Here is a 20,652-nt window from a genome sequence, read left to right as displayed (position 1 = left end):
TTATATCGAACTCTGAATCACCATTGAGTCATTATCAGTGCATTCATGGACTAATAAGTTAACGGCATCGACCTTAACTTCTGATCAAGAGTATATAAGTGTTCTGCAGCTTGCATGTGTTGAGGGTAATCACTGAATTTCTCACGATTCTCCTCATTCATCTTACATGTCTCATCCACCAGCATTAACTTCCAATACAGCTTCGTTGTATGCAGCATCGCCAGTAACGGTTTGAACACCTCTTTCTCATAAGCTTGAATCAACTCTTCAATCAACTCGTCACGTTCGTCTTCGCTTGCGATTGAACCCTCGGTTGCCGACAACACTTTTTGATACTTCAGATTTTGTTGCAGCTTATCCATGACCGTTTGGTTTTCTTCCGCTAAGTCAACAAGCTTCGACTTAATGATGTTTACCCAATTCGCTTGGCTCAGTACTGTGTCATCCACTCTGGTAAAGTCTTCTCGTATTTGTCGTTCAACATCTTTTTGAGCTTTCTTTAAAACCGCACGCACCTTTTGGAAAGGCAGCTGATACTCCTTACTTAGCTCGATAATCAGTTTATGAAAACCACCATTTGGAAGGTGTAAGTTTTCTTTAAACGTCGCCATTGCAGCTTCTTGCTGTTCGGTAAGGTGAGTCATTCTGTTTCCTATTCTTTATCACTTATGGTGCTGAGCCCGCGATCATACCATTATTACCCTCGTTTTTTCGGTAACTTGATCAGTTACACCTCGCTATGCCGTTAAATTCTCTCAGCCCTTTCTCTTTTGGCTAGTTATTAACCCACTTGGCATAAAATGGTAAATCTCTATCGGCGAAAGTTCGTACATTACGCGCTCAGGGGATATCGCCAGACAGGAGTCGTTACTTACATATGAAAGACAAGCGCGAGAAATGAGAAAACAGATGACCTATTCAGAATACAAAGAATCCGATTTGCATAAGTGCGTGAGCATTGGTTCAGAAGCAATGGTATCCATTGCCCAATTTCGAACAATCGCACCATTGAAACCGGTGAGATGATTAAGATCGATGAAAACACGATTCAAATGGACATCGTCTATACATCTGGTGAAACAGCGACTCTAACGGGCATCAAAGACGGTCAAAACGTTACCTATTACATGGATGGTCAGCTTATATCGCAAACGACTATTACTGAATTAGAGAAGATTCAAGGCACTGAAGCTTAAGGTTCATCGCCCACAAAAAGTTCAAACTTAAACAGACTTTGAAGCTCATAAAATAGAACAAGCCCGGCGATTGCCGGGCTTGTTTGTATGTGCTCTATTATTTGTAAATGCTCTATTGGGACTGAGACTGTGCAAGTCGAATGCTCACCAAACTCGCCACCATGATAGCTAAGTAAAAGCTGCCGATAATGGATTCCATAAACACAAAGAATTGAGCAATAGGCAGAGCTGGTGATATGTCGCCGTAACCAACCGTAGTCAAGGTGATAAAGCTAAAGTACATCGCATTAAACAAGTTCGTCAGCCAGACTTGCTCTTCTAACCCGTTAAAGGCATTAGGAAAGATCTCTAAAATTAACAAGTAGATGGTCGACCAAGCAAACCCTAGCAACAAGTAAATACAGATGGAGCCGATGATGTGATTGGGTGTCACCGTTTTGGCTTTCATCACCTGCTTCAACGCCGAGTAAATGTGTGAAAACAAGAACACAGCCAACGCCGATAGCGTCACTATCGACAGGTTATAGCCTTCCAAAAATGAAAACACGCCAGACACGAGCGCCGTAATCAATAACAGCCCATACCAAGAGCGATACAAGGCTCGCTCTTTATGAATACCGGCAATTGAACTCGCCAACGTAATAATGATAAGAAATAGGATTGTTTTCTGGCCTTGCGGATAAAACTGCTGCATCACCGCGCAACCAAAAAACAACACCAACAGTGCATAGAATAAGAAGTAGAAGTTGTCGTCTTTAGAGACTGGCTTCATCTATTTTCCCTCGACCTCTGCAGGTTTTTTCTCAGTTTCTTGTTGGTTTTTCTCTTCAAGTCCAAGCCACGCCATCATCAGCTCATAGCTTAAACTCAGTATCACAGCACCGACAAACAGACCGACGATGCCTGACATCGCCATTCCGCCCAGTGCACCCAATAGAATTACCAACATTGGAGTGTGAGAGCCACGGCTCAGCAATACTGGCTTTAAGATAGCGTCACTGCCGCTCACCAAAATACACCACACTAAGAACAAGCTCGCCGCCAGTGTCGATTCAACGCTGAACATGTAGATGATCGCCGGTAATAGAGCGAGAATCGGTGGAAGTTGGATTATCGCAATGAGCAGCACAGCTAGCGCCCAAAACGCAGCTGCTGGAACGCCTGCAATCACCAAACCGATTGCCGACATCATGGATTGAATCACAGCCACACCAATCACACCTTGCACAACGCTTCGCACGGTCGATTTAGAGAGCTCTACCAACTCTTCACCTTTACCGCCCGTTAAACGCGCCACTAAGTGAGTCACGCCGGTTTTGCATTTATCGGCATTACTCATGAATGCACCCGCAATGATGGTAGAGATGATGAACTGAATAAAGCCGCCACCTAACGAGCCAAGAACAGAAGCCGCTTTCGTCGCAAACTGTTTAAGTTCATCCGCATACTTTATGAAAGTGCCTTCAATATTGTTGGAGGCGGCAACCAAGGTTGAATAAACCTTCTCACCTATGAATGGAATATCTTGTAAGGACTCTTTCGGTTTAGGCAATGACAATGTGCCATCTTGAAGCCCTGTCATCAGGTCAGTCGCGCTGGTGTAGATACCAGAAGAAAGCGCCGCCAAAGGAATAAATAGAAGAATCACACCAATAAAGCTCAGCAATGCACTGGCTTTACCTTTCGACATCCCGGTTTTATTTGAAATTGCGACCGCCACTGGATACAACGCAGTCGCAATGATCGCACCCCATATCACCAGAAGAATGAATGGGCGCAAAATCGAAAAACACCAATACACGAGCATGGCAATCGCTGCGATCTTGATGGCAGCGTCTATCGCCTGTTTTGAAAAATCATCGGTTAACTTCATGAGACGTCCTTGTTAGACAAAATTAAGGCTGATTTTGTAGAAACTTCCAATTCCGTGTTTCTAGGAATAGAGAAGCCAAAATCATATATATGCCAATTAACACTAATTGGAATATGCGTATAAGAGTGTTGCTATCGATGTCACCGGAGCTCATCAACGTGCTACCAACCAGTACGAGCAACGTACTAAATGCAGTGGCGAAAATAGGTGCTTTTTCGGGAACCGTGTAGATCTTGGTAGCCATAAGAATGGCAATAAGTCCTATAAACAAAGAATAGAAGACAATGTTGGGTACTATAGAAAGAATTGAAAAAGCAGCAATCGCCAGCAATCCCCCGATACCGTTACTTATCACCAGAAAAGCGCTCAACTTTATCGACTTCTCTGACGTAATCATCAACGATAACAACGCAATGAACATCATTGTCAGCAAAGCTTCAGATATTTGAAAAATAAAGAAAAAACACACCACTGGATAGGAGATAATCATCGCTCTAAAGGCCGCATACCAACGCTGTTTCTTTTCGAGTGGCGCAGCAGCGAAGCCAGAGAACGCCGATTTAGGCTCAGGGAAAAACACATGCACTAACGCCAAACAGGAGTGTGTGTAACCATAACGCTCTGCCAGGTTAGAATAATGTTTTAAGTCGTTATCAAAGCGGCGTCGATTCCAGCACCCTGTCAGTGAATCCGTTTCCACCAGCATTCTTAATCGACGCTCCAATATCTTGCGTCGGCTAATATCCGTAAAGGTCACCACGTACTTGTTATTGTGCGGCAGAATTTCAGTTAGCTTTTCCACCACAACGTTTACGGTAAACTGCTCACCAAGTCGACTGACGCCACTCAACTCACCTTTCCATCTCTGGTTTTCCTTCAGTGAGCGAGTAATGGTCGTGATTAGGCTGCTGTTATTCATAAAACAGAGATCAGAAATCGGACGAGATTCGACTTGGTCAAAGGCATAACCTGAAACCCGAGAGAATTGTTGATTCACTTGTATGACCCTCAATTGACTATCGAGGACAATAAAACCTGCGACACCATCAATGATCGCTTCCGACAAGTTATTCTTGCTTTGAGCCATTTCATGTCGATAAAGGCGTGCGGTAATAAGAGTGCTAAGTAAAAACAACGCACACACCGAAAAAAACATGGCTGGCGTAGAAGCAATACTCAGCAACCACAAGCTAAATGCCATATTGAGGACAAGTGCAGACACCACGTATAGCGGCATTTTTCGGTCATAACTTAACTTGTTCATAGTTTGCTCTGGTGATGGGCGAATGACTATGATGGCTAAGTTTTAATTAAGATATTTACCATTTTACGACACATACAAATTCAAATTACATATCGAACAATAAGTGCATAGGGTTACACTAACTATTAAGCGGAAGAGATTGAAAAGATTCGAGACCGCCACTTTGAATGCCAACCAGTGCCGGGTTACCTAGACCTACTAACCGGATACCTCCGTCAAAATAACGGATAAACAAACGGTTAGTAGCCAAACTCGTGTTTACTGACTTGGTAGATTACTGAACGGCTAAGTCCGCTCTGCGTACCCAGAATGCTCGTATATGATCATAAATCAGATTAAACACAAACGCGTAAATGGTAATAAAAATGGTCACGCCGATATCCATTAAAAATGCCTGCCAAATCCCCACATCAAGTAAGTAAGCCATCACAGGGATCGTCGCGATCAACAAGCCAGCCTCAAATAGCACGACATGAAAAACACGTAATTTGAGCGAACGCTTTGATTTTTCACCCGTGAAATAACGATCAAAAATACGGTTAAAACAGTAGTTCCAAATCATCGCGATAGTCGCAACAACTATCATGGTTCCTGATAAGGCATTCACATCGTGATCAGTAAATATCGCTAAACCTATAATTAACAGTGTGACGGCCAATACTTCAAACAACACCGAGTGGAAAACTCTCTCTAACGTACTCATACATTCCTATAGCAATTTATAACATGGTGGACTTACCGAAATTATGTCACCGAAAACAATAAGAGAAAGTTAACAGCCATCACGTTTAGTGATAGCTTAAGTATAAGTACCCCATTTTGTATTGAGCGAGAGATAACATGTACAGTTTTGAGCAACTAAAAGTCTTCGTCACGGTGTGTGAAAGTGGCTCTTTCTCTGCCGCCGCTCGCAAACTGAAGCGAGCTCAGTCTGGGGTAAGCCAATCGATAGCCAACCTCGAAATTGCCATTGACCAAGAGCTGTTTAACCGAGAGAAAAACATCCCCGTTTTAACCAGCAAAGGTAAAGCGTTATTGCCTGTGGCTAAGTCCATTCTTGACCAGCAAAAGTACTTCGATCAGAAAGTAGAATCGCTGACCCAAGAAGATGAGCACGAACTGATCATTGCGGTTGATGAAAGCATCATAGATAAGAACTTTATTAAGATAATCAGCTCACTCGCCGATCAATTTCCAATCACACACTTCGATATCATTACCACCTCAACCTTTGATGTTGAAGACCTAGTAAGACGCGGAAAAGCACAGATTGGCATCATCTACGCGGATGGCGAACTGAAGGTCGATATGGATTTCTTTTTGCTAGGCCAAGCGCGTTTCCTAACCGTTAGCTCTGCCACTCACGAACTCAGCCAAATGTCGGTAGTACAAGACTCAGACCTCAAGCGCTATCGCCAATGTGTGCATCGCAGCTCAAAGCAGCGCGAACTGTGGTTCACCTACGGTATTAGCTCGATGCGTTGGTATGCGAACAACCACAAGAACATTGTTGATCTCGTTGAACAAAACGTGGGTTGGGCAAATGTGCCCGAGATGATGGTGATGGAAGGCATTCAAAAAGGCGATATTGTGGCGTTACCTGTCTCACACGAGCATGGTGGTTGGATTACTCCAGTAGGTTGTTTAGTTTCTCGCAGCCACATCAATGGCCCAGTTCTCACCAGCCTTATTGAGCAGCTTAAGAGACACTCACTGCAATACAATCAATGGCAGGCTAACTAACCTCCCCTGTTCTTCACTCATCGTCAATTCATAGATTCAATATCGACGTGGGACTCACCACCGCTACCTCATTTCTGCTTATCTTGCCGATAAATATCTTTGTCGTGTGGATAAAACACCCTAGTTGATGTCCCAAAGTGACATAACTACTATGCGATCCCAACGGGTTTGTCTTTTCAAACGAATATAGACAGACCCAAATCGTTCTTTAACACCACTGACCCAACTTCAAATCTCCCAGATAAGCGCTCAGCCTTGCCGTTGCTTATATCGGTTTCAAATAGATCACTTTTTGAATATTAATTCGCACCCAGTTTATGAGCGCTCTTTGAGTGCTTTTTTATATCTAAATGAACCTTTTGGAAAATTTGTCGTGAACGTTTTAAGAAATATTTGCCCTGAGAAAATGGGTAAAGAGCGTAACAAACGAGAGTATGATTTACGCGTACTTAATTGTGTCAGTGAAAGCGAATATGAATCGCGTATGGCGGTTTGGAATAGCCTTGCGTTAACTGCTACTCCGTCTGCTTCGGAAACAAAGGGCTTCATCGATGAGTCTTTCAACAAGCTTCAACAAGACCTGAAAGAAGCTAGCCGTGAGTTATCGATTAACTACACGGACTTCATCGCAATGGCGCATGAAGAGATCAACTACATTAAGGTGTTTGTTGCTGATAAAACAGCACAATACGGTTGGTACGCTGCGATCGTTCTTATGGTCATCGGCACGGTTGCTCTGTGTATTCAGTAAGTTAGACCACAAATTTTACTGGCTACTGCATCGAGCGCTTTAATGCGCTCTAACTAGAAAACAAATGACGAGTCTCATTTGTTTTCTAGCCACCACAAACTCACTCTCCCATCAAAAACAACAAATCTTGGGTCGCTTGTTTTGGGCTTTCAGCGTGACATATCGCTGATACCAAGGCTAATCCATGAATACCTGTGTTAACCAACTGCGGAATGTTCGATTCGTTGATTCCACCGATACCAACAATCGGCAATTTCGTTGTTTTCAAAGCCATTTGAATGCCTTCATAACCCCAATGTTTCTTTAGATTCGTCTTGGTCGGTGTGGCAAAAATCGCACTGAGACCAATGTAATCGATCGGCAAGCTATCTGCTTGTTGTAGCTGCTGTTCAGTTTCAATTGATAACCCAAGAATCTTATCCGGACCAATCAACTGACGTGCTAACTCCGCAGGCATATCCGATTGCCCCAGATGCAAACCATCGGCATCAACGGCTAATGCCACATCGACTCGATCATTAATGATCAGCGGCACACCTGAGCCAGCCAGAATCGACTTAACCGCTTGTGCTCGTTCAATGAAGGCTCTTACGTCCCCATGTTTTTCTCTTACTTGAACCGTAGTGACGCCACCAGCAACCGCTTGTTCAACCACGAATTTAAGCGTTTCTAGATCTTGTTGGTCGTCAGTCACCAGATAAAGTTTATAAGGGTTCATCGCGTACCTTTGAAGTCGATTTCTAAAATTGGTTTTTTGCCATTTTACCGACAAATCACATCCTATGCATGGAAGTTAGCACTTAATTCCTTAAGTTAGGCGGTTGAATTCAAATACGCAACTCGTTGAAAGCATGTCGAAAAACCCGATTTTTCTAACAAAAGCGTTACTTATTACACAAACTATTCGCTTTAGCATGCCCAGAATGCTGTTTTATGAAATACTCCCCTATGAAGGAATCAGGTAAATATAGGGATAGTTATGCGCCACCTTTCTATAGCGCTCAAGATCAAGCTGGGTTATGCCATCTGCTTGCTCTTTTTCGTCATTTCAGGCCTTGTGAGTTACAAAGGTATTCAAACCTTGTCGAACGGCTTTAGCCAGTACAGTGACCTCAGCCACAAGGCGACATTGTCAGGCAACATTCAAGTGCACTTTCTTCAGATGCGTTTAGCTTCTGAACGTTACTTAGAGTCATTGGATGATCAATACGAAGCGAATTATCAATCGAGCAAACTTGCGATTGATGAACTGCTGAACAACTTAATCCAAACCACCACCAATACTGATAGCTTGTCGAGCCTGCAATTAGTGCAAGACAGCGTTGCAGCTTTTGATGCGGCTTATGGATCAATGAAACAGAGCCAACTGCTCATTGACCAGTTAGTGAACGTGGAGATGGTCACACGAGAAACCAACGCACTGAAAGCTGCTCAGAGCTTGTTGTATGAGTCATACAATAACAACGATCCAAACGCGAGCTTGTACGCAGGCATGTTGATGGAGAACTTCCTCGCCGCCAAGATCACTGTGCTGAGTTACTCAAACAACAACGACCTCAAAACCTATGAAGCTGGTAAAGACATTTTTGAATATGCTCTGCCAGGTATCGAAGGCGATATTGAATCTCTTAAATCATCTCCTTATCAAAGTGAACTGATTGAAGATTTCTCTAACCAACGTGAAGCCTATGCGAAAGGCTTTGAGCAAGTTCATCAACAGATGATTGAGAACACTCAAAGAACCGCGACCCTCGCCTCTATTGGCGACAGCTTAGCGATTTCGGTAGCTGATGCTCAGAGCATTCTAGAACAACAGAAACAAGCATTAACACCAGAACTGCAAGCCAGCGAAAAGCGCTCGATTCAAATCATCATATTGCTGACGGGTGTGGCTTTAGTTATTGGCATGACGAGCGCCGTGTTGGTGACTCGCTCTATTACTAAAGGCATCGCACAAGTTAAACAGATCACCAACGAGCTTTCTCAGGGCAACCTGAATGTGGAAGTGAACATTGAGAGCAAAAATGAGATTGGCGAACTGCTGACTAATATGGAGATCACCATTGAATCTCTGCGCGATATTGTTGGCCAAGTGAACCGTTCTAGCGTGCGTATTGGTGAGATGTCGGAGTCACTCAATCAAGTGACCAATAACAGCTCGACCAACGCAACACAATTGAATAGCGAGATGATAAATATCTCTTCTGCCGTTGATCAATTGGCTTCCAGCACATCAGAAATTGCTGCAAGTGCTAACCACGCGTCTCAAGTTGCTAACCAAGCCACCGAGAATGTGGCGATGGGACTGAAAGAAGTAGACAAAACACTGCATGAAATTGGCAGCGCCGATGAAAGCATGCAGGTCAGCAGCCAGAAAGTGACTGACCTACACAAAGAGTCGATGAACATTGGTGCCATTCTTGAAGTAATCAAAGGCGTTTCTGAGCAGACCAACCTTCTCGCGCTGAATGCCGCAATTGAAGCCGCTCGAGCAGGTGAACAAGGTCGCGGATTTGCAGTAGTAGCCGATGAAGTAAGAACGCTCGCTAAACGTACCCAAGACTCTGCTAGCCAGATTGATGAGCTCATCACCTCACTACAACGTGGCGCTAAAGATGCGTTAGAGTCTATCAAAGAGAGCCACAGCACGGTTTCAGACGCTTCAACGCAGGCGCAGCAAGCTTCTCAGAACTTACATGTGATTAATCAACACATCCAAGATCTGAACCAAGCCAACAGCCAAATCGCGGTGTCGGTTGATGAGCAGGATCGTCTTACCAAATCACTGGGTGAAAACGCGCAAGGTGCAAACACTATTGCTCAAAGCAACCAAGAGTCGGTAAGCAGCATTTCAGGTGCAGCGAGCGACTTAACCGAGGTTGCTCATCACCTAGAGAGCCAAGTTAACCGATTTAGAACCTAGCCAGCCAGTCTATACACAGCTGACACAGTTCCAAACCAGTAATAAAAAGCCCCCTACACATAAGTGTCGGGGGCTTTTTTAAGTTAATCTAACTCTAACTTGTGGCTTAGAGTTAGATTAGCCCTACTGAATCTTCAAGCGTTGAATCAGAGTCTCTTCGTCTAACTGATACAACTCATCAAGCAAGTTAATTTGCAAGCTACCTGGGCCGCGAGAGTTTTCAGCCGCGATTTCACCAACCACGCCTAATACCGCTGCTGCAGCTAAACCACTATCATCACCAACAGCCGCGAAAGCACCCGTCAATGCAGTTAAAGTACACCCCATACCCGTCACATACGGCATCATTTGGTGTCCATTGTTTAACGTCACCACGCTGTCTTTGGTGACAACGTAATCTGTCTCACCAGATATCACCACATTTGCACCGTATTCAGCCACTAAGCACTGTGCAGCACCTAACGCAGCATCACTGCTATCAAGCGCATCAACGCCTTTGCTCTGCGCTTGTTCGCCCGCTAACGCGATAATCTCAGACGCGTTACCACGAATGATCAACTTATCGGCTAAGCGTGCAATTTCACGAGAAGTCTCGGTACGCAACGTACTTGCCCCACAACCCACAGGGTCAAGAACCACAACCTTGTTGTTCGCGTTCGCTTGCTCAACAGCAAAACACATTCTTGGCGTCCAAACACTGTCGAGCGTGCCGATGTTAATCACCAAAGCACCAGAGAAAGACATCATCTCTGCCAGTTCTTGTTGCGAGTGCGCCATAATAGGCGAAGCGCCAATCGCCAATAACGCGTTGGCCGTGTTGTTCATCACTACATAGTTAGTGATGTTCACAACCAGTGGTTTTTGCTCTCGTACTGCGCGTAGCGATTGAATAATTTGTTCAGTAAGCATGGGTAAATCCTTATTCGTGAAAGTCGCTTTTAAGCCGCTGTTGAATCATCAAGAGCGTTCAGCCCTTGCTGCCAAAAAGCCACTTCCATACGCGTTGCGGTTTTGAAGATATGAACGATGTTCTGACCGCGGCCGCTGTTGATATCAATTTCAGCAAGCAACTGATTGAAGTATTCCGCGCCCGTTGCGACGCCAGACTGGAACTCTTCACTGCCATACAGTTGCAGCCAGCTTGCGTATGGGTTGCCTTCCAAAACAGTATCACTGCTTTCTAACAGCGCTTTACCAATCACGGCATAACCGATTGAACACGGAGCCAGTGCCGCATATAAGTCGACAAGATCACCCGTCATACCCGCATCTAGAACGTAGCGCGTGTAGGCAACAGTGCCGAAATCTTCAGGTTCGTTTTCTAAATCCGATTCGGTTAAACCCCACTGACCACAGTAAGTCACATGGTGAGAGATTTCAGAATCTAGCAACGCATGAACACTTGGCAGTGCACGACGCATATCAGCCAAGGTTTTAGCCTTGTAAATTGCCAATGCATAAGCGCGGGCATACTGCTTTAAAAACAGAAAATCTTGCTTCAAGTAATGCAGAAAACACGGCTGAGCGAGTGTGCCGTTTGCCAGCGTTTTAACAAAATCATGCTCGGTGTAGTCTTGCCAATCTTGTTGACAGGCTTGGATTAAGTCTTGGTATTTCATGAGATTCCTTAGTCAAAAGTCGGTACGTAGTCAGCGGCTTTCGGTAGTGATTTGATAATGCCTTTGTCAAACATGAACTGTGCGTAATCGTCGTAACGCTTCATATCTACAGCAGAAGGACGAAGTGCAAAACGAGTCAGCGTGTCGTTCCATGCGCGTTGGTTAAGCTCGTTATTCAACGTATCTGGTGAATACGCCACAAACTCACTCCATGACTCTTGGGGGTGGTTCACAATGTAAGTCGTTGCTTGTTCCAATGCTTTGTTGAACGCTTTGATCGCTTCATCATCGTGTTTCTTTGCGTTCGCAACAAAGATAAGCTCGTCGTAAGCGGGTACGCCGTGCTCTTCTGGGAAGAATGCTTTCGCTTTAAAACCTTCAAGTGCTAACTGGTTGGTTTCGAAGTTCCGTAAGCCACCCCAGATTGCGTCTACCTTGCCCGATGCCAATGAAGATGAAAGTGCCCAACCGACATTGATGGTTTGCACATCTGTAAATGCAACATTTTCTTGCGCTAACATAGTGCCGATAGTCGCTTCTTCGTTACCCGCAATCGCAATACCGATCTTCTTGCCTTTCAGATCCGCTAGCGAATCGTTCTTGCCGTTATCCAGTACCATTAGTGTGTTCAGTGGCGTCGCGATAAGGGTTGATGCACGAACTAAAGGAAGACCCGCTGCCACATCCATGGTTAAACTTGGTTGGTAAGTTACCGCTAAATCGACCTTACCTGCCGCGACCAATTTTGCTGGCGTGCTTGGGTCTGCTGGTTCTTGGATTTCAACCTCTAAGCCTTGGTCAGCAAAGTAACCACGCTCTTGAGCAATCACAATCGGGCCGTGGTTCGGGTTTACAAACCAATCCAACATCAATGTCAGTTTCTTTTGTTCAGAGTCCGCTAGAGCATGACCTGAAACTAACGAAGCAAGCAGTGCCACTGCACCTACCAATTTGGTATTTTTCATAGTTAACCTTTCCTTTTGAATATTATTATTGTGTTTATAGAGCTCATTTTTAACGAGCTATTGTTGAGATAAATAGCGTTGAGCGAAGCCTTATTAAACAAAGTGTTATTGAGCAAGCCATTACTGGTTCTCCCAAGGGATAGCTTTTTTGAGTAACTTGTCTATGATGAAGTAGAGCGAGATAGACAGCACCGCCAAGATGAACAAGGCAGCAAACATCTCATCAATGATCATGCGCGCGTTGGCCTGCAGCATTAGGTAACCTAACCCTTCACTCGAACCAACCCATTCCCCGACTACGGCACCAATTGGCGCAATCACCACCGCTACACGAATGCCAGACGCTAAGGTTGGCAGTGCAGCAGGAAGTTGGATATGGCGGAGCAGTTGCCATTTCGATGCACCCATCGTTTTGGCAAGATCGAGATAGCCTGTCGGTGTATTGCGCAGACCGTCGTAACAACAAGTGGTTACTGGGAAGAAGATAATGATCGCCGCCATCACCACTTTTGAGGCGATGCCATAACCAAGCCACAGCATCAATACTGGCGCGATCGCAAATACAGGGATAGCTTGGCTGGCAATTAAGATAGGCAATAACCAACGTTTTAACGGATCAAACATCAACATCTGCAGAGCGAAAAATAGCCCCATAGACAATCCGAGTAACAAGCCAAGTAGGACCTCTTGCGCAGTCACCCATGTGTGTTTGAGTAACACATCGCAACGTTCAATCAGCTTTAAAAAGACTTCTGCAGGCGCTGGCAAAATGAAGCTCGGCATCTCGAAGACAACCACAACTAACTGCCATAAACCGAGAATCACAGCACTGCTGATAAGCAAACGAACAACAGGATTCATCTGACGAGGGCGTGCAGTGGTAGTCTGTGCGTTAGTTGAATGAGCCACAGTTTCGCTTCGCGTTAGATCATTCATAATCACGCTCCAACTGATCTAAGATCGCTTGTTGTAACTCAGCACATTCACCATCTAACACTCTTGGTGTGGCAGTGAGAGGCACAGATAAAGACTGAGCGTTCGCCGGTGTGCCTTGCAACACATACAAATTGTCCGCCAAACGCACCGCTTCTTGTGGGTCATGGGTGATCAACACAACGGTTTTATCTCTCAACAGCTCACACGCTAAGCTCTGTAGTTTGTGTCTCGTTACCGCATCCAGCGCAGAGAACGGCTCATCCATCAGCACCACTGGCTTGTCTTGCATTAAAGTTCGAGCCAAAGCGACACGTTGACGCATACCACCAGACAACTGATCCGGCATCGCATTCGCATAATCAGCCAAACCAACCGCAGCGAGCAACTCGAGTGCTTGATTGGTTTGCAGTGCTTTGTCAGAAGCTGAATTTTGAAAACAATGACTCAGACATACATTGTCGATAACCGACAGCCACGGCAGTAACAAATCCTGCTGCGCCATGTAAGCGATGCGATCCGTTAAAGGCAATTCATCAGAGGTTGTCAATGTTCCCTGCCACTCCACCTTGTCGTCCAACAAGCCTGCCAGATAACGCAATACCGTGGTTTTTCCGCAACCACTTCGACCCAGCAATACCGTCCACTTACCTGCGTTTAAGCTAAGCGACAACCCAAACAAGGTCGCGTACTCGCTGTCTCGGTAACGTAACGTCGCGTTGCTGAGTTGAACGCCAACCGTATTAACGGACATTACCGTGTCCAGCGAAGAAGTGATTTACCGGGCCATGACCTTGACCAACTTGCAACTCATCAGCATGAGCAATCGCGCGAGAAATGTATTGTTTGCCTAGGTCAACAGCTTCTGCCAGCGTGTTGCCCTGAGCCAAGAAAGAAGCAATGGCAGATGAAAGCGTACAGCCCGTGCCGTGGGTGTTTTCAGTCGGGAAACGCTTCGCGCTAATCAATGCAGACGTCGTCGGGAGAATCAGTAGATCGTTACTGTTTTCATCTTTCTCTAAATGACCGCCTTTGAGAAGAACAGCTTTAGCACCTAGTGCGCGTAAATCTTCAATCATGCCCTGCATTTCAGCTTCGCTTTCAGGTACCGGCTTGCCTGTTAGTGCAGCACCTTCTGGCAAGTTAGGGGTAATGATGTCTGCCAGCGGAATCAATTCTTGCTTTAGAGTCGTAATAGCAGAGTTTTCTAAGAGAAGGTCACCACTTGTCGCGACCATTACAGGGTCAATCACTAAGTGCTTAGGTTGGTACTGCTTAATTTTGTCAGCAACGACTTTGATGATTTGCGAATCGGCCAACATGCCGACTTTTACAGCCACGATATTCAAATCGGTAAACACTGCATCTAACTGACTAGCGACATGCTCTAGTGGGATTGGAAATATAGCGGAAACGCCTTGCGTGTTCTGGGAAGTGATAGCGGTAATTACCGAACAAGCGAAACTACCTGTAGCAGACATAGCTTTAATATCAGCTTGGATACCTGCACCACCGCCACTGTCAGAACCCGCGATAGTTAAAACAATCGGAGTATTCGTGCGAATCGTGTCTTCTGCAGAGTGCTGTGAAACTGAGGCTTTTGGCGTTAAATCTTTTGAAATAGAACTGTGTGTCATTGTCGCTCCTACTATCTTACAAGACGTAGGAGAACGAACACCGTTCGAAGGAGAAGTCGCATTAGGCTCATGAAAGTTTTCATGGATGCAGACGTAGATCGAGTGCTTATAGTTCCCTACGCCAGTGTTAACTGAATCAGGTTCAACGGGTCTCGACTAACGATCTCAGCAAACACCAAATAAGGTATATGCCCCCCGACTATTGATAGCGATAGTAACAGCACTCTCACAACTGAGATACTGATTTTATTCAATTATAAGAATTACGCATGAATAAATTTCAATTAGGCTCAACAAAACAAATACTTATAACGTTCCTTTAGATGGCTTCGACTGTATCAACAAGCACAGCACAATCAGAAACATACCTAACCAACCTATAAAAGGAATCAGCTCACCGACAACGCAGACGGCAAGCACCGCTGCGACTACTGGTTCAAACAGAGTCAGCAGATTGGCGCTACTCGCGGTCACATGGCGTAAACCAAAACTGAACGCGATATAGCCCAAGCATTGTGGAATTAACGTCAGATAACTGATGATTAATACGTTGGTCTGCGAGGAAAACAGGTTATCACCCGTAAACCAGAGCGTTGGCAACAACAGCATCGCACCGAGGCCAAAAATACTGCCCATCGCCGCTTGCGACTTAATCCCTTTATCGATCAGTGCTTTTGTCGCCCAAGAATAAATGGCGTAACACAGCCCTGCGAGCAAACCTAAAGCAATACCCAACAGCTTGAGATCATCACCTGACTCATTCGTAGATGAAGATTCTGAAAACACCAACAACCCAATACCCACCACACCAATCGCAAAGCTAGTGAGCCAACGTTTGTTGATATTGTTCTTTTTGCTAATCAGACACTCTAACAGTGCCGAAAAGAAAGGTGCGGTCGCAATCGAAACCACGGTTCCAATCGCCACACCTGATAATTTCATTGAAGAATAGAAAGCTAAAGGATAGACCGCCAAAGCCAAAGCACTCGCCGCTAACAACTTTTTGTTGAGCAAAAGCTTATCAAGTGAAGATAAGATCTTTCGATACGCCAAGACTGCTTGCATTAAGCCGCCGACGCCCATTGAAAAAGCACCAATCACTAATGGGCTGAGATCAGGAGCAAAACTTGCGGCGGTGCCTGTCGTGCCCCATAAAATGGAAGCAAACAAGATGGCCAAAGTGCCCGTTTGGAATTCGTTAACGCGATTGATGGCAAGATTCATTTCTATTACCCAATTTTCAGTTCTGAAATAGATAATAGTGAAGATTGATAAAAGTTAGTTTGCCGAAAGGACGCTATTCTTGTTTCTAAAGACTGTCTTTCATTGAGCCTAGAAACGCCCTTGGAGACATGCCAAAGTGCTGAGAGAAGCGACGACTGAAAGCAGACACATCACTATAGCCCACATTTTCAGCAATCAATTGAACCGGTAAATCGGTATGAGTTAACAAGGCTTGGGCTTTCTCCATGCGATATCGAGTGATGTATTTAAGCGCACTGATGCCCAAGCACTCTTTGAAGCGTTTTTTGAATTGAGTGGGACTCAAACAGGCCGTTTCTGCAAGTTGTGAAATGGATAACGGCTGCGTGTAGTTATCCGCTATCAATCTTTGTACCGCACGGATTCGAGGGTCGATGCTCTTGCTCACTTGTTGTTGCTCTAACAGCAGTGAAAACACCTCCACGATTGATGACTCAATACCGCTATCGACCTGATATTCCAGCTGCTTCTCAACAAACAGCAAGAAGCTCATTAAGGGTGGCGTGATAGTAAACACCGAGAGCTCATGCTCTAACAAGTGCTGCGGTAACTCTGCCATATCTGCGACAATAAACCGCGCTGCTTCATCCGCCTTAAACGCATGCGCTGTGGTTACCGGAATCACCACGCATTCGCCCACGGCCACCTTGCCGACATATCCCACCATTTCAATACTAATACTCCCTTGAATAGGCAGCACGAGTTGATGGTAGCCATCATGGGCATGAGTATTAAATTGCTTGGTGTAAGATCGAATGCTTAGGCTAGATTTCATGAGCAACGCCGGAATTCAGTTTATTGAAACATGAGTGTTAAAAAGAAATTACATGATTTAAGCGAGGGAGTCACATCGGACTAGTATTTTTGTCGTATCTCTTTCTAGCCTTTCTAAGTCGGAGCAAAAAAGCCGTTTAAGTATTGATACTCAAACGGCTTTTTACTCAAGTCTAATTCGCAATCTCAAGAACAGTTAACCGAATCGGCTATCACTTCCTAACAAAATCGCTCATTCAGACTCTATTATTTTTGAAGTTGCTCTTTAGCGGCTTCAACCTTAGAAAAATCTAGGCCAAGCTCTTCAACTGCTTCTTTGATTAGCGCAGGGTTTTGCATTACCTGGCCCATCAGCATTTGAAGTTTATCTTGTGGTAAGCCAAGTTGGCTGATCGTCGCCATTGCTGCAAGAGGGTTCTCGGTCAACGTCTTGAATAGCTCGCTGATCTGCTCGTCGCTAATATTGTTCTCTTTCAACATTACTAAAATCGGGTTCATTTTTTTGCCTTTGAAACACTAAATTAAGTAGGAGCACAGCATACCATCTAGCTGTGCTCGATTGTACTAACAAGTGACGCTTTGGTTTAACGCGAACCGCACTTTTCCCAAACGCAAAGAATGCTTGGGCTTAACGAGATTCCAGTGGGTAAGAGCGGTAGCTCCACATCCCATACGTTCTAAGAGCGTCACGGTAGATACCTAACAGTTCACCATCACTCGCCTTCTTAAGATCTGCGAGTGGCTTGTCTGGGTAAGAAACCGTATCAAAAGTAATGCCCTGTGGACCAGTTTGCCAGCTAGCGATTTCAAACAGAGTTTGACCACGACGAACGTGGCTCGCTGAACTAATAATGGTCGCGTGTTTAATATCATGACGAGCTAACGCATAACTACTGAACAAGGCATTGCCAACCGTGCTAGTCGCATAGTTTTCTTCAATGATGCGATCTTTGCTTACCCCTTTCTCGATAAGCCAATCCGCCATTAACTTACCTTCAGTCTTGTGGTTCTTGGGCACGCCACCCGTTAACACGATCATCGCATCTGGGTTCGCTTTAGCCATCGCCAATGTTGTCTCAAGACGCTCAATCAAAATTTGATGCATAGAGCCGTCTGGATTAAGCGCATAGCCCAAAGTGACAATCGCGCCATGATGATCAAGCAAGCCTTTATCCGCAGACTCTTTCAACGGTGTTTCTAACACGCGGTCGACCGTAGCAAAAATGCGTTTGATGTCTTCTGCTTTACCTTTGTTCAGGCTTTCCAGTTTCTCCATGTGCTTATTGGATTCACTTTCATTGCCTTCAAATCGCTGCCAAACCGCAAGGTAAGCATGAAGATCAACATCGTCTGGCGCAACCGTCAGTGCTTGTTCAAACAACTCAATAGCGCGCTCCGCATTCTTGTTGTAGATCTGAGCGTTCGCTGCCGAGATCAACAAGTCAGTACGGTAAGGTTCTAGCTGGTACGCTTCTAACAATCGGTTAGTCACAATTTCCATGTTGCTTGGCATTTTAGCCGTGAAGCCCGCGTGTGAAATTCTTGCCGGAGACTTAAACGCCTGCAACGCATCAAGAAGTAGTTGGTCGACAACTTGTCGCTTAGTCACCAACTGCGCGTAATCCGCAGAAGCCTGTACTGCGCCGTCGTTAGCAGCAAAAGAATAAGGTGTTGCGCCAAAAGCCAGCATGCCACCAAGAGCGAAGGCGATAATGTTCTTTTTCATGAAAAGATCCTGTGTCGTTAAGTGTTCACATCAGATTTGCTCACCAATGTAAGTCCCTAAGATTAAAAAACCGTGAAGCACACCTTAATCTCTAACGTTTATATTCATTTGTTGCATAAGGTGTGGCAGCAGATCACGATTTTGAACTTACCAATAAGCCTGTGCATCCAGATAATTCTGGTTTGAACCAATGCTCAACGTTTTTGTTGGAATATCTGACTGCGGATTTCATACGCCCTATCCCGCCAAAAACCACCCATCACAAATCCGAACTCCGCATAAAGCAACGAATCAAAAAAACCACTTTAAGCTCATTTTTTCAACAACTTAAAATCCAACACACTGAATCGCGCGATTTTACCCCTCGCTCAAATAACGAGGTCTTCAACACATAGAGTTGGAATGCGAGTCAGAAGATCTTCAAATAATTCAAAATCAACCATTGAACGATCGTTCAAGTGGTGCTTTAATAAATGACCAATACAAGGAGTTACCCCATGCTTAAGTTCTATTTTCACCAAACACCAAACCCAATGAAGATCGCTCTGTTTTTGGAAGAGACAGGCCTAGATTTTGAACTTGTTCCTGTCGATACCTTAAAGGGTGAGCAGCATTCACCGGAATATCGTTTAATCAATCCAAATGGCAAAACGCCTGCGATTGAAGATGAAGGACAACGTGTATTCGACTCTAACGCTATCCTTCTGTATCTCTCAGAGAAAACAGGCAAGCTTGGCGGTCAGCCAGAAGACAGAGCTGAACTACTCTCTTGGATGATGTTTATCGCGAGTGGCCTTGGTCCATATTCAGGCCAATCGGTACACTTCCGCCATGCAGCGCCAGCAGGCTTAGACTACGCTGTGAACCGATACCTACGTGAAGCACAACGTCACTACGAAGTGTTAGAGAAGCATATGGAAGGTCGTGAGTTTATCGTCGGAAATGAGTACACGATTGTCGATGTCGCTGCATGGGGCTGGATTGATAAAGCACCTGTCGTGCTTGGTGAAGAAGGCTTAGAACCTTACCCGAACTTGAAGCGCTGGTTTAACGCAATCAACACTCGCCCTGCTGCACTGCGTGCTCGCGAAATCGGCAAAGGCATTGAGTTTAAAACCGAACGTGATGAAGAAGCGAAACGAGCACTGTTTCCTTCGAATTTCCCAATCAACGAAGAATTCAGCATGAAGTAAACGATGTGGAGCGAAAGCTCATTACTGGGCGAGCTATCTAAAAATCAATAGTATTGTTTCTATTAACTGATACCACACTAGTTAAAATATCAATACTATTGATATAGCTATTGTAAGAACCCTTACCGACATCCGATGGTGTCTCTGTCGGTCGTGCCGGGGAAAAGTCCTGAATCAGTTACTCTGGATCGCAGCGAATTTGTAAAGCATATGTTAGGCATGAATTAAACTTCGACTACAAAGCATAAACTTATTTTCAAGATACCAAATGAAAAAACAATCATGTGACAATCAACTAAAGAGACGATAAATGAGTTTTACAAAGACTAATAGCATTTGAAAGTAATATTAATTTTTGAATGCTAATTCAAATAATTAGGCGTTCTGATAGTTTTGCTTTTTTCGTTGATATTCTAGGCAACAAAATGAGATCAGGCTGCCTTAGTGCTTTACTTGTTACAATATCTGGTACGTGCTATCTATCTATAGGTTTTTCAGGACTTGAGAATCAGTTTGGTATGGTATGGGCAGGAGTTGCGTTAATCGTGTTTAATTTGACGCTACCACTCTCTTTAGGCGCTTACTTTTATACTACAAGTATATTAGGTTGGCACTGGTTTGAGGCATCATTATTCACGTTAGTACTAATAACCATCATAGTTCCTGCGATCATTAAATCTGTTAGTCACATTCTAAATCCAGCGTCTTCTGAAAATTAGACAGATTATTAGCGCGCAGGTTTAATGACATTGATTTTATCAATTTCACGTAAAAAAAGAGCCGCTTTAGCGG

At 44.7% G+C, this 20,652-nt stretch carries 19 protein-coding genes, 3 pseudogenes and 1 riboswitch; of the genes and pseudogenes, 5 read left to right on the top strand and 17 right to left on the bottom strand.

Annotated elements, in window-relative coordinates:
* Positions 1-50: 50 nt before the first annotated feature.
* Positions 51-644, bottom strand: coding sequence for a hypothetical protein (locus A6D97_RS19635; RefSeq protein ID WP_065585085.1), 594 nt, complete (start codon positions 642-644; stop codon positions 51-53).
* A 342-nt stretch (positions 645-986) separates the two neighbouring features.
* On the opposite strand from A6D97_RS19635, the pseudogene A6D97_RS22075 reads away from it, so the two are divergent.
* A pseudogene (locus tag A6D97_RS22075) lies at positions 987-1,196 on the top strand (hypothetical protein); the annotation flags it as partial.
* 112 nt (positions 1,197-1,308) lie between these two features.
* Here A6D97_RS22075 and A6D97_RS19625 read toward each other — a convergent pair.
* The 5 genes and pseudogenes from A6D97_RS19625 to A6D97_RS19610 form a co-directional block, all read right to left on the bottom strand.
* Positions 1,309-1,968 carry a potassium channel family protein gene (locus A6D97_RS19625; RefSeq protein WP_017064414.1) on the bottom strand — a complete coding sequence of 220 codons (660 nt, stop codon included), beginning with the start codon at positions 1,966-1,968 and terminating at the stop codon, positions 1,309-1,311.
* On the bottom strand, positions 1,969-3,069 hold the full coding sequence (locus tag A6D97_RS19620; protein WP_065585083.1) for an AI-2E family transporter: 1,101 nt from the start codon (positions 3,067-3,069) through the stop codon (positions 1,969-1,971).
* A 22-nt stretch (positions 3,070-3,091) separates the two neighbouring features.
* Positions 3,092-3,658, bottom strand: a pseudogene (locus tag A6D97_RS22375) (hypothetical protein); the annotation flags it as partial.
* Positions 3,653-4,333 (bottom strand): annotated as a pseudogene (locus A6D97_RS22370) (PAS domain S-box protein); the annotation flags it as partial. The pseudogenes A6D97_RS22375 and A6D97_RS22370, both read right to left, overlap by 6 nt.
* A 274-nt stretch (positions 4,334-4,607) precedes the next feature.
* Complete coding sequence (locus A6D97_RS19610; RefSeq protein ID WP_065585081.1) at positions 4,608-5,036, bottom strand: PACE efflux transporter; 429 nt, start codon at positions 5,034-5,036, stop codon at positions 4,608-4,610.
* A gap of 137 nt (positions 5,037-5,173) precedes the next feature.
* On the opposite strand from A6D97_RS19610, the gene A6D97_RS19605 reads away from it, so the two are divergent.
* Positions 5,174-6,076, top strand: coding sequence for a LysR family transcriptional regulator (locus A6D97_RS19605; RefSeq protein WP_065585080.1), 903 nt, complete (start codon positions 5,174-5,176; stop codon positions 6,074-6,076).
* A 406-nt stretch (positions 6,077-6,482) separates the two neighbouring features.
* A complete protein-coding gene (locus A6D97_RS19600; protein ID WP_017064409.1) occupies positions 6,483-6,827 on the top strand; it encodes a hypothetical protein in 345 nt (114 codons plus the stop codon).
* A 100-nt stretch (positions 6,828-6,927) separates the two neighbouring features.
* Here the strand turns inward: A6D97_RS19600 and thiE are convergent, their stop codons facing one another.
* On the bottom strand, positions 6,928-7,545 hold the full coding sequence (gene thiE, locus A6D97_RS19595; RefSeq protein WP_065585079.1) for a thiamine phosphate synthase: 618 nt from the start codon (positions 7,543-7,545) through the stop codon (positions 6,928-6,930).
* 261 nt (positions 7,546-7,806) lie between these two features.
* On the opposite strand from thiE, the gene A6D97_RS19590 reads away from it, so the two are divergent.
* Positions 7,807-9,750 carry a methyl-accepting chemotaxis protein gene (locus A6D97_RS19590; protein WP_017071986.1) on the top strand — a complete coding sequence of 648 codons (1,944 nt, stop codon included), beginning with the start codon at positions 7,807-7,809 and terminating at the stop codon, positions 9,748-9,750.
* Between the two features lie 123 nt (positions 9,751-9,873).
* On the opposite strand, the gene thiM is transcribed toward A6D97_RS19590, so the two are convergent.
* The 10 genes from thiM to A6D97_RS19540 all read right to left on the bottom strand — a co-directional run bounded on the left by thiM (position 9,874) and on the right by A6D97_RS19540 (position 18,667).
* Positions 9,874-10,659, bottom strand: coding sequence for a hydroxyethylthiazole kinase (gene thiM, locus A6D97_RS19585; RefSeq protein WP_017064406.1), 786 nt, complete (start codon positions 10,657-10,659; stop codon positions 9,874-9,876).
* Between the two features lie 29 nt (positions 10,660-10,688).
* The gene (tenA, locus tag A6D97_RS19580) at positions 10,689-11,369 is read right to left on the bottom strand and encodes a thiaminase II (RefSeq protein ID WP_065585078.1); all 681 of its coding nucleotides are present in this window, start codon (positions 11,367-11,369) and stop codon (positions 10,689-10,691) included.
* A gap of 8 nt (positions 11,370-11,377) precedes the next feature.
* Positions 11,378-12,334, bottom strand: coding sequence for an ABC transporter substrate-binding protein (locus A6D97_RS19575; protein ID WP_065104608.1), 957 nt, complete (start codon positions 12,332-12,334; stop codon positions 11,378-11,380).
* A 120-nt stretch (positions 12,335-12,454) separates the two neighbouring features.
* Positions 12,455-13,270 carry an ABC transporter permease gene (locus tag A6D97_RS19570; RefSeq protein ID WP_065585077.1) on the bottom strand — a complete coding sequence of 272 codons (816 nt, stop codon included), beginning with the start codon at positions 13,268-13,270 and terminating at the stop codon, positions 12,455-12,457.
* A complete protein-coding gene (locus tag A6D97_RS19565; RefSeq protein ID WP_065585076.1) occupies positions 13,263-14,021 on the bottom strand; it encodes an ABC transporter ATP-binding protein in 759 nt (252 codons plus the stop codon). The genes A6D97_RS19570 and A6D97_RS19565 overlap by 8 nt, the downstream gene beginning before the upstream one ends.
* Positions 14,011-14,904, bottom strand: a complete 894-nt coding sequence (gene thiD, locus A6D97_RS19560; RefSeq protein WP_065585075.1) for a bifunctional hydroxymethylpyrimidine kinase/phosphomethylpyrimidine kinase — start codon at positions 14,902-14,904, stop codon at positions 14,011-14,013. Before thiD ends, A6D97_RS19565 begins: the two co-directional genes overlap by 11 nt.
* A 96-nt stretch (positions 14,905-15,000) precedes the next feature.
* Positions 15,001-15,112: riboswitch (TPP riboswitch) on the bottom strand.
* Between the two features lie 98 nt (positions 15,113-15,210).
* Entirely contained in the window at positions 15,211-16,128 is a 918-nt protein-coding gene (locus tag A6D97_RS19555) for an EamA family transporter (protein ID WP_065585074.1), read from the bottom strand.
* 85 nt (positions 16,129-16,213) lie between these two features.
* Entirely contained in the window at positions 16,214-16,942 is a 729-nt protein-coding gene (locus A6D97_RS19550) for an AraC family transcriptional regulator (protein ID WP_065585073.1), read from the bottom strand.
* 245 nt (positions 16,943-17,187) lie between these two features.
* Positions 17,188-17,439 (bottom strand): DUF2999 family protein, encoded by a 252-nt coding sequence (locus A6D97_RS19545; protein WP_065585072.1) that lies wholly within the window; start codon positions 17,437-17,439, stop codon positions 17,188-17,190.
* Between the two features lie 130 nt (positions 17,440-17,569).
* Positions 17,570-18,667: a YdcF family protein gene (locus A6D97_RS19540; RefSeq protein ID WP_065585071.1), complete on the bottom strand. Its 1,098-nt coding sequence runs from the start codon at positions 18,665-18,667 to the stop codon at positions 17,570-17,572.
* 497 nt (positions 18,668-19,164) lie between these two features.
* Here A6D97_RS19540 and A6D97_RS19535 point away from each other — a divergent pair, with 497 nt between their 5' ends.
* Positions 19,165-19,860 (top strand): glutathione S-transferase family protein, encoded by a 696-nt coding sequence (locus A6D97_RS19535; RefSeq protein WP_065585070.1) that lies wholly within the window; start codon positions 19,165-19,167, stop codon positions 19,858-19,860.
* The last annotated feature ends 792 nt before the right edge of the window (positions 19,861-20,652 follow it).

Source organism: Vibrio sp. ZF57, assembly GCF_001691235.1.
Taxonomy (GTDB): Bacteria; Pseudomonadota; Gammaproteobacteria; order Enterobacterales; family Vibrionaceae; genus Vibrio; species Vibrio crassostreae_C.
The sequence above is the reverse complement of the archived record's forward strand: the minus strand, read 5'-3'. Positions and strand labels throughout refer to the sequence as shown.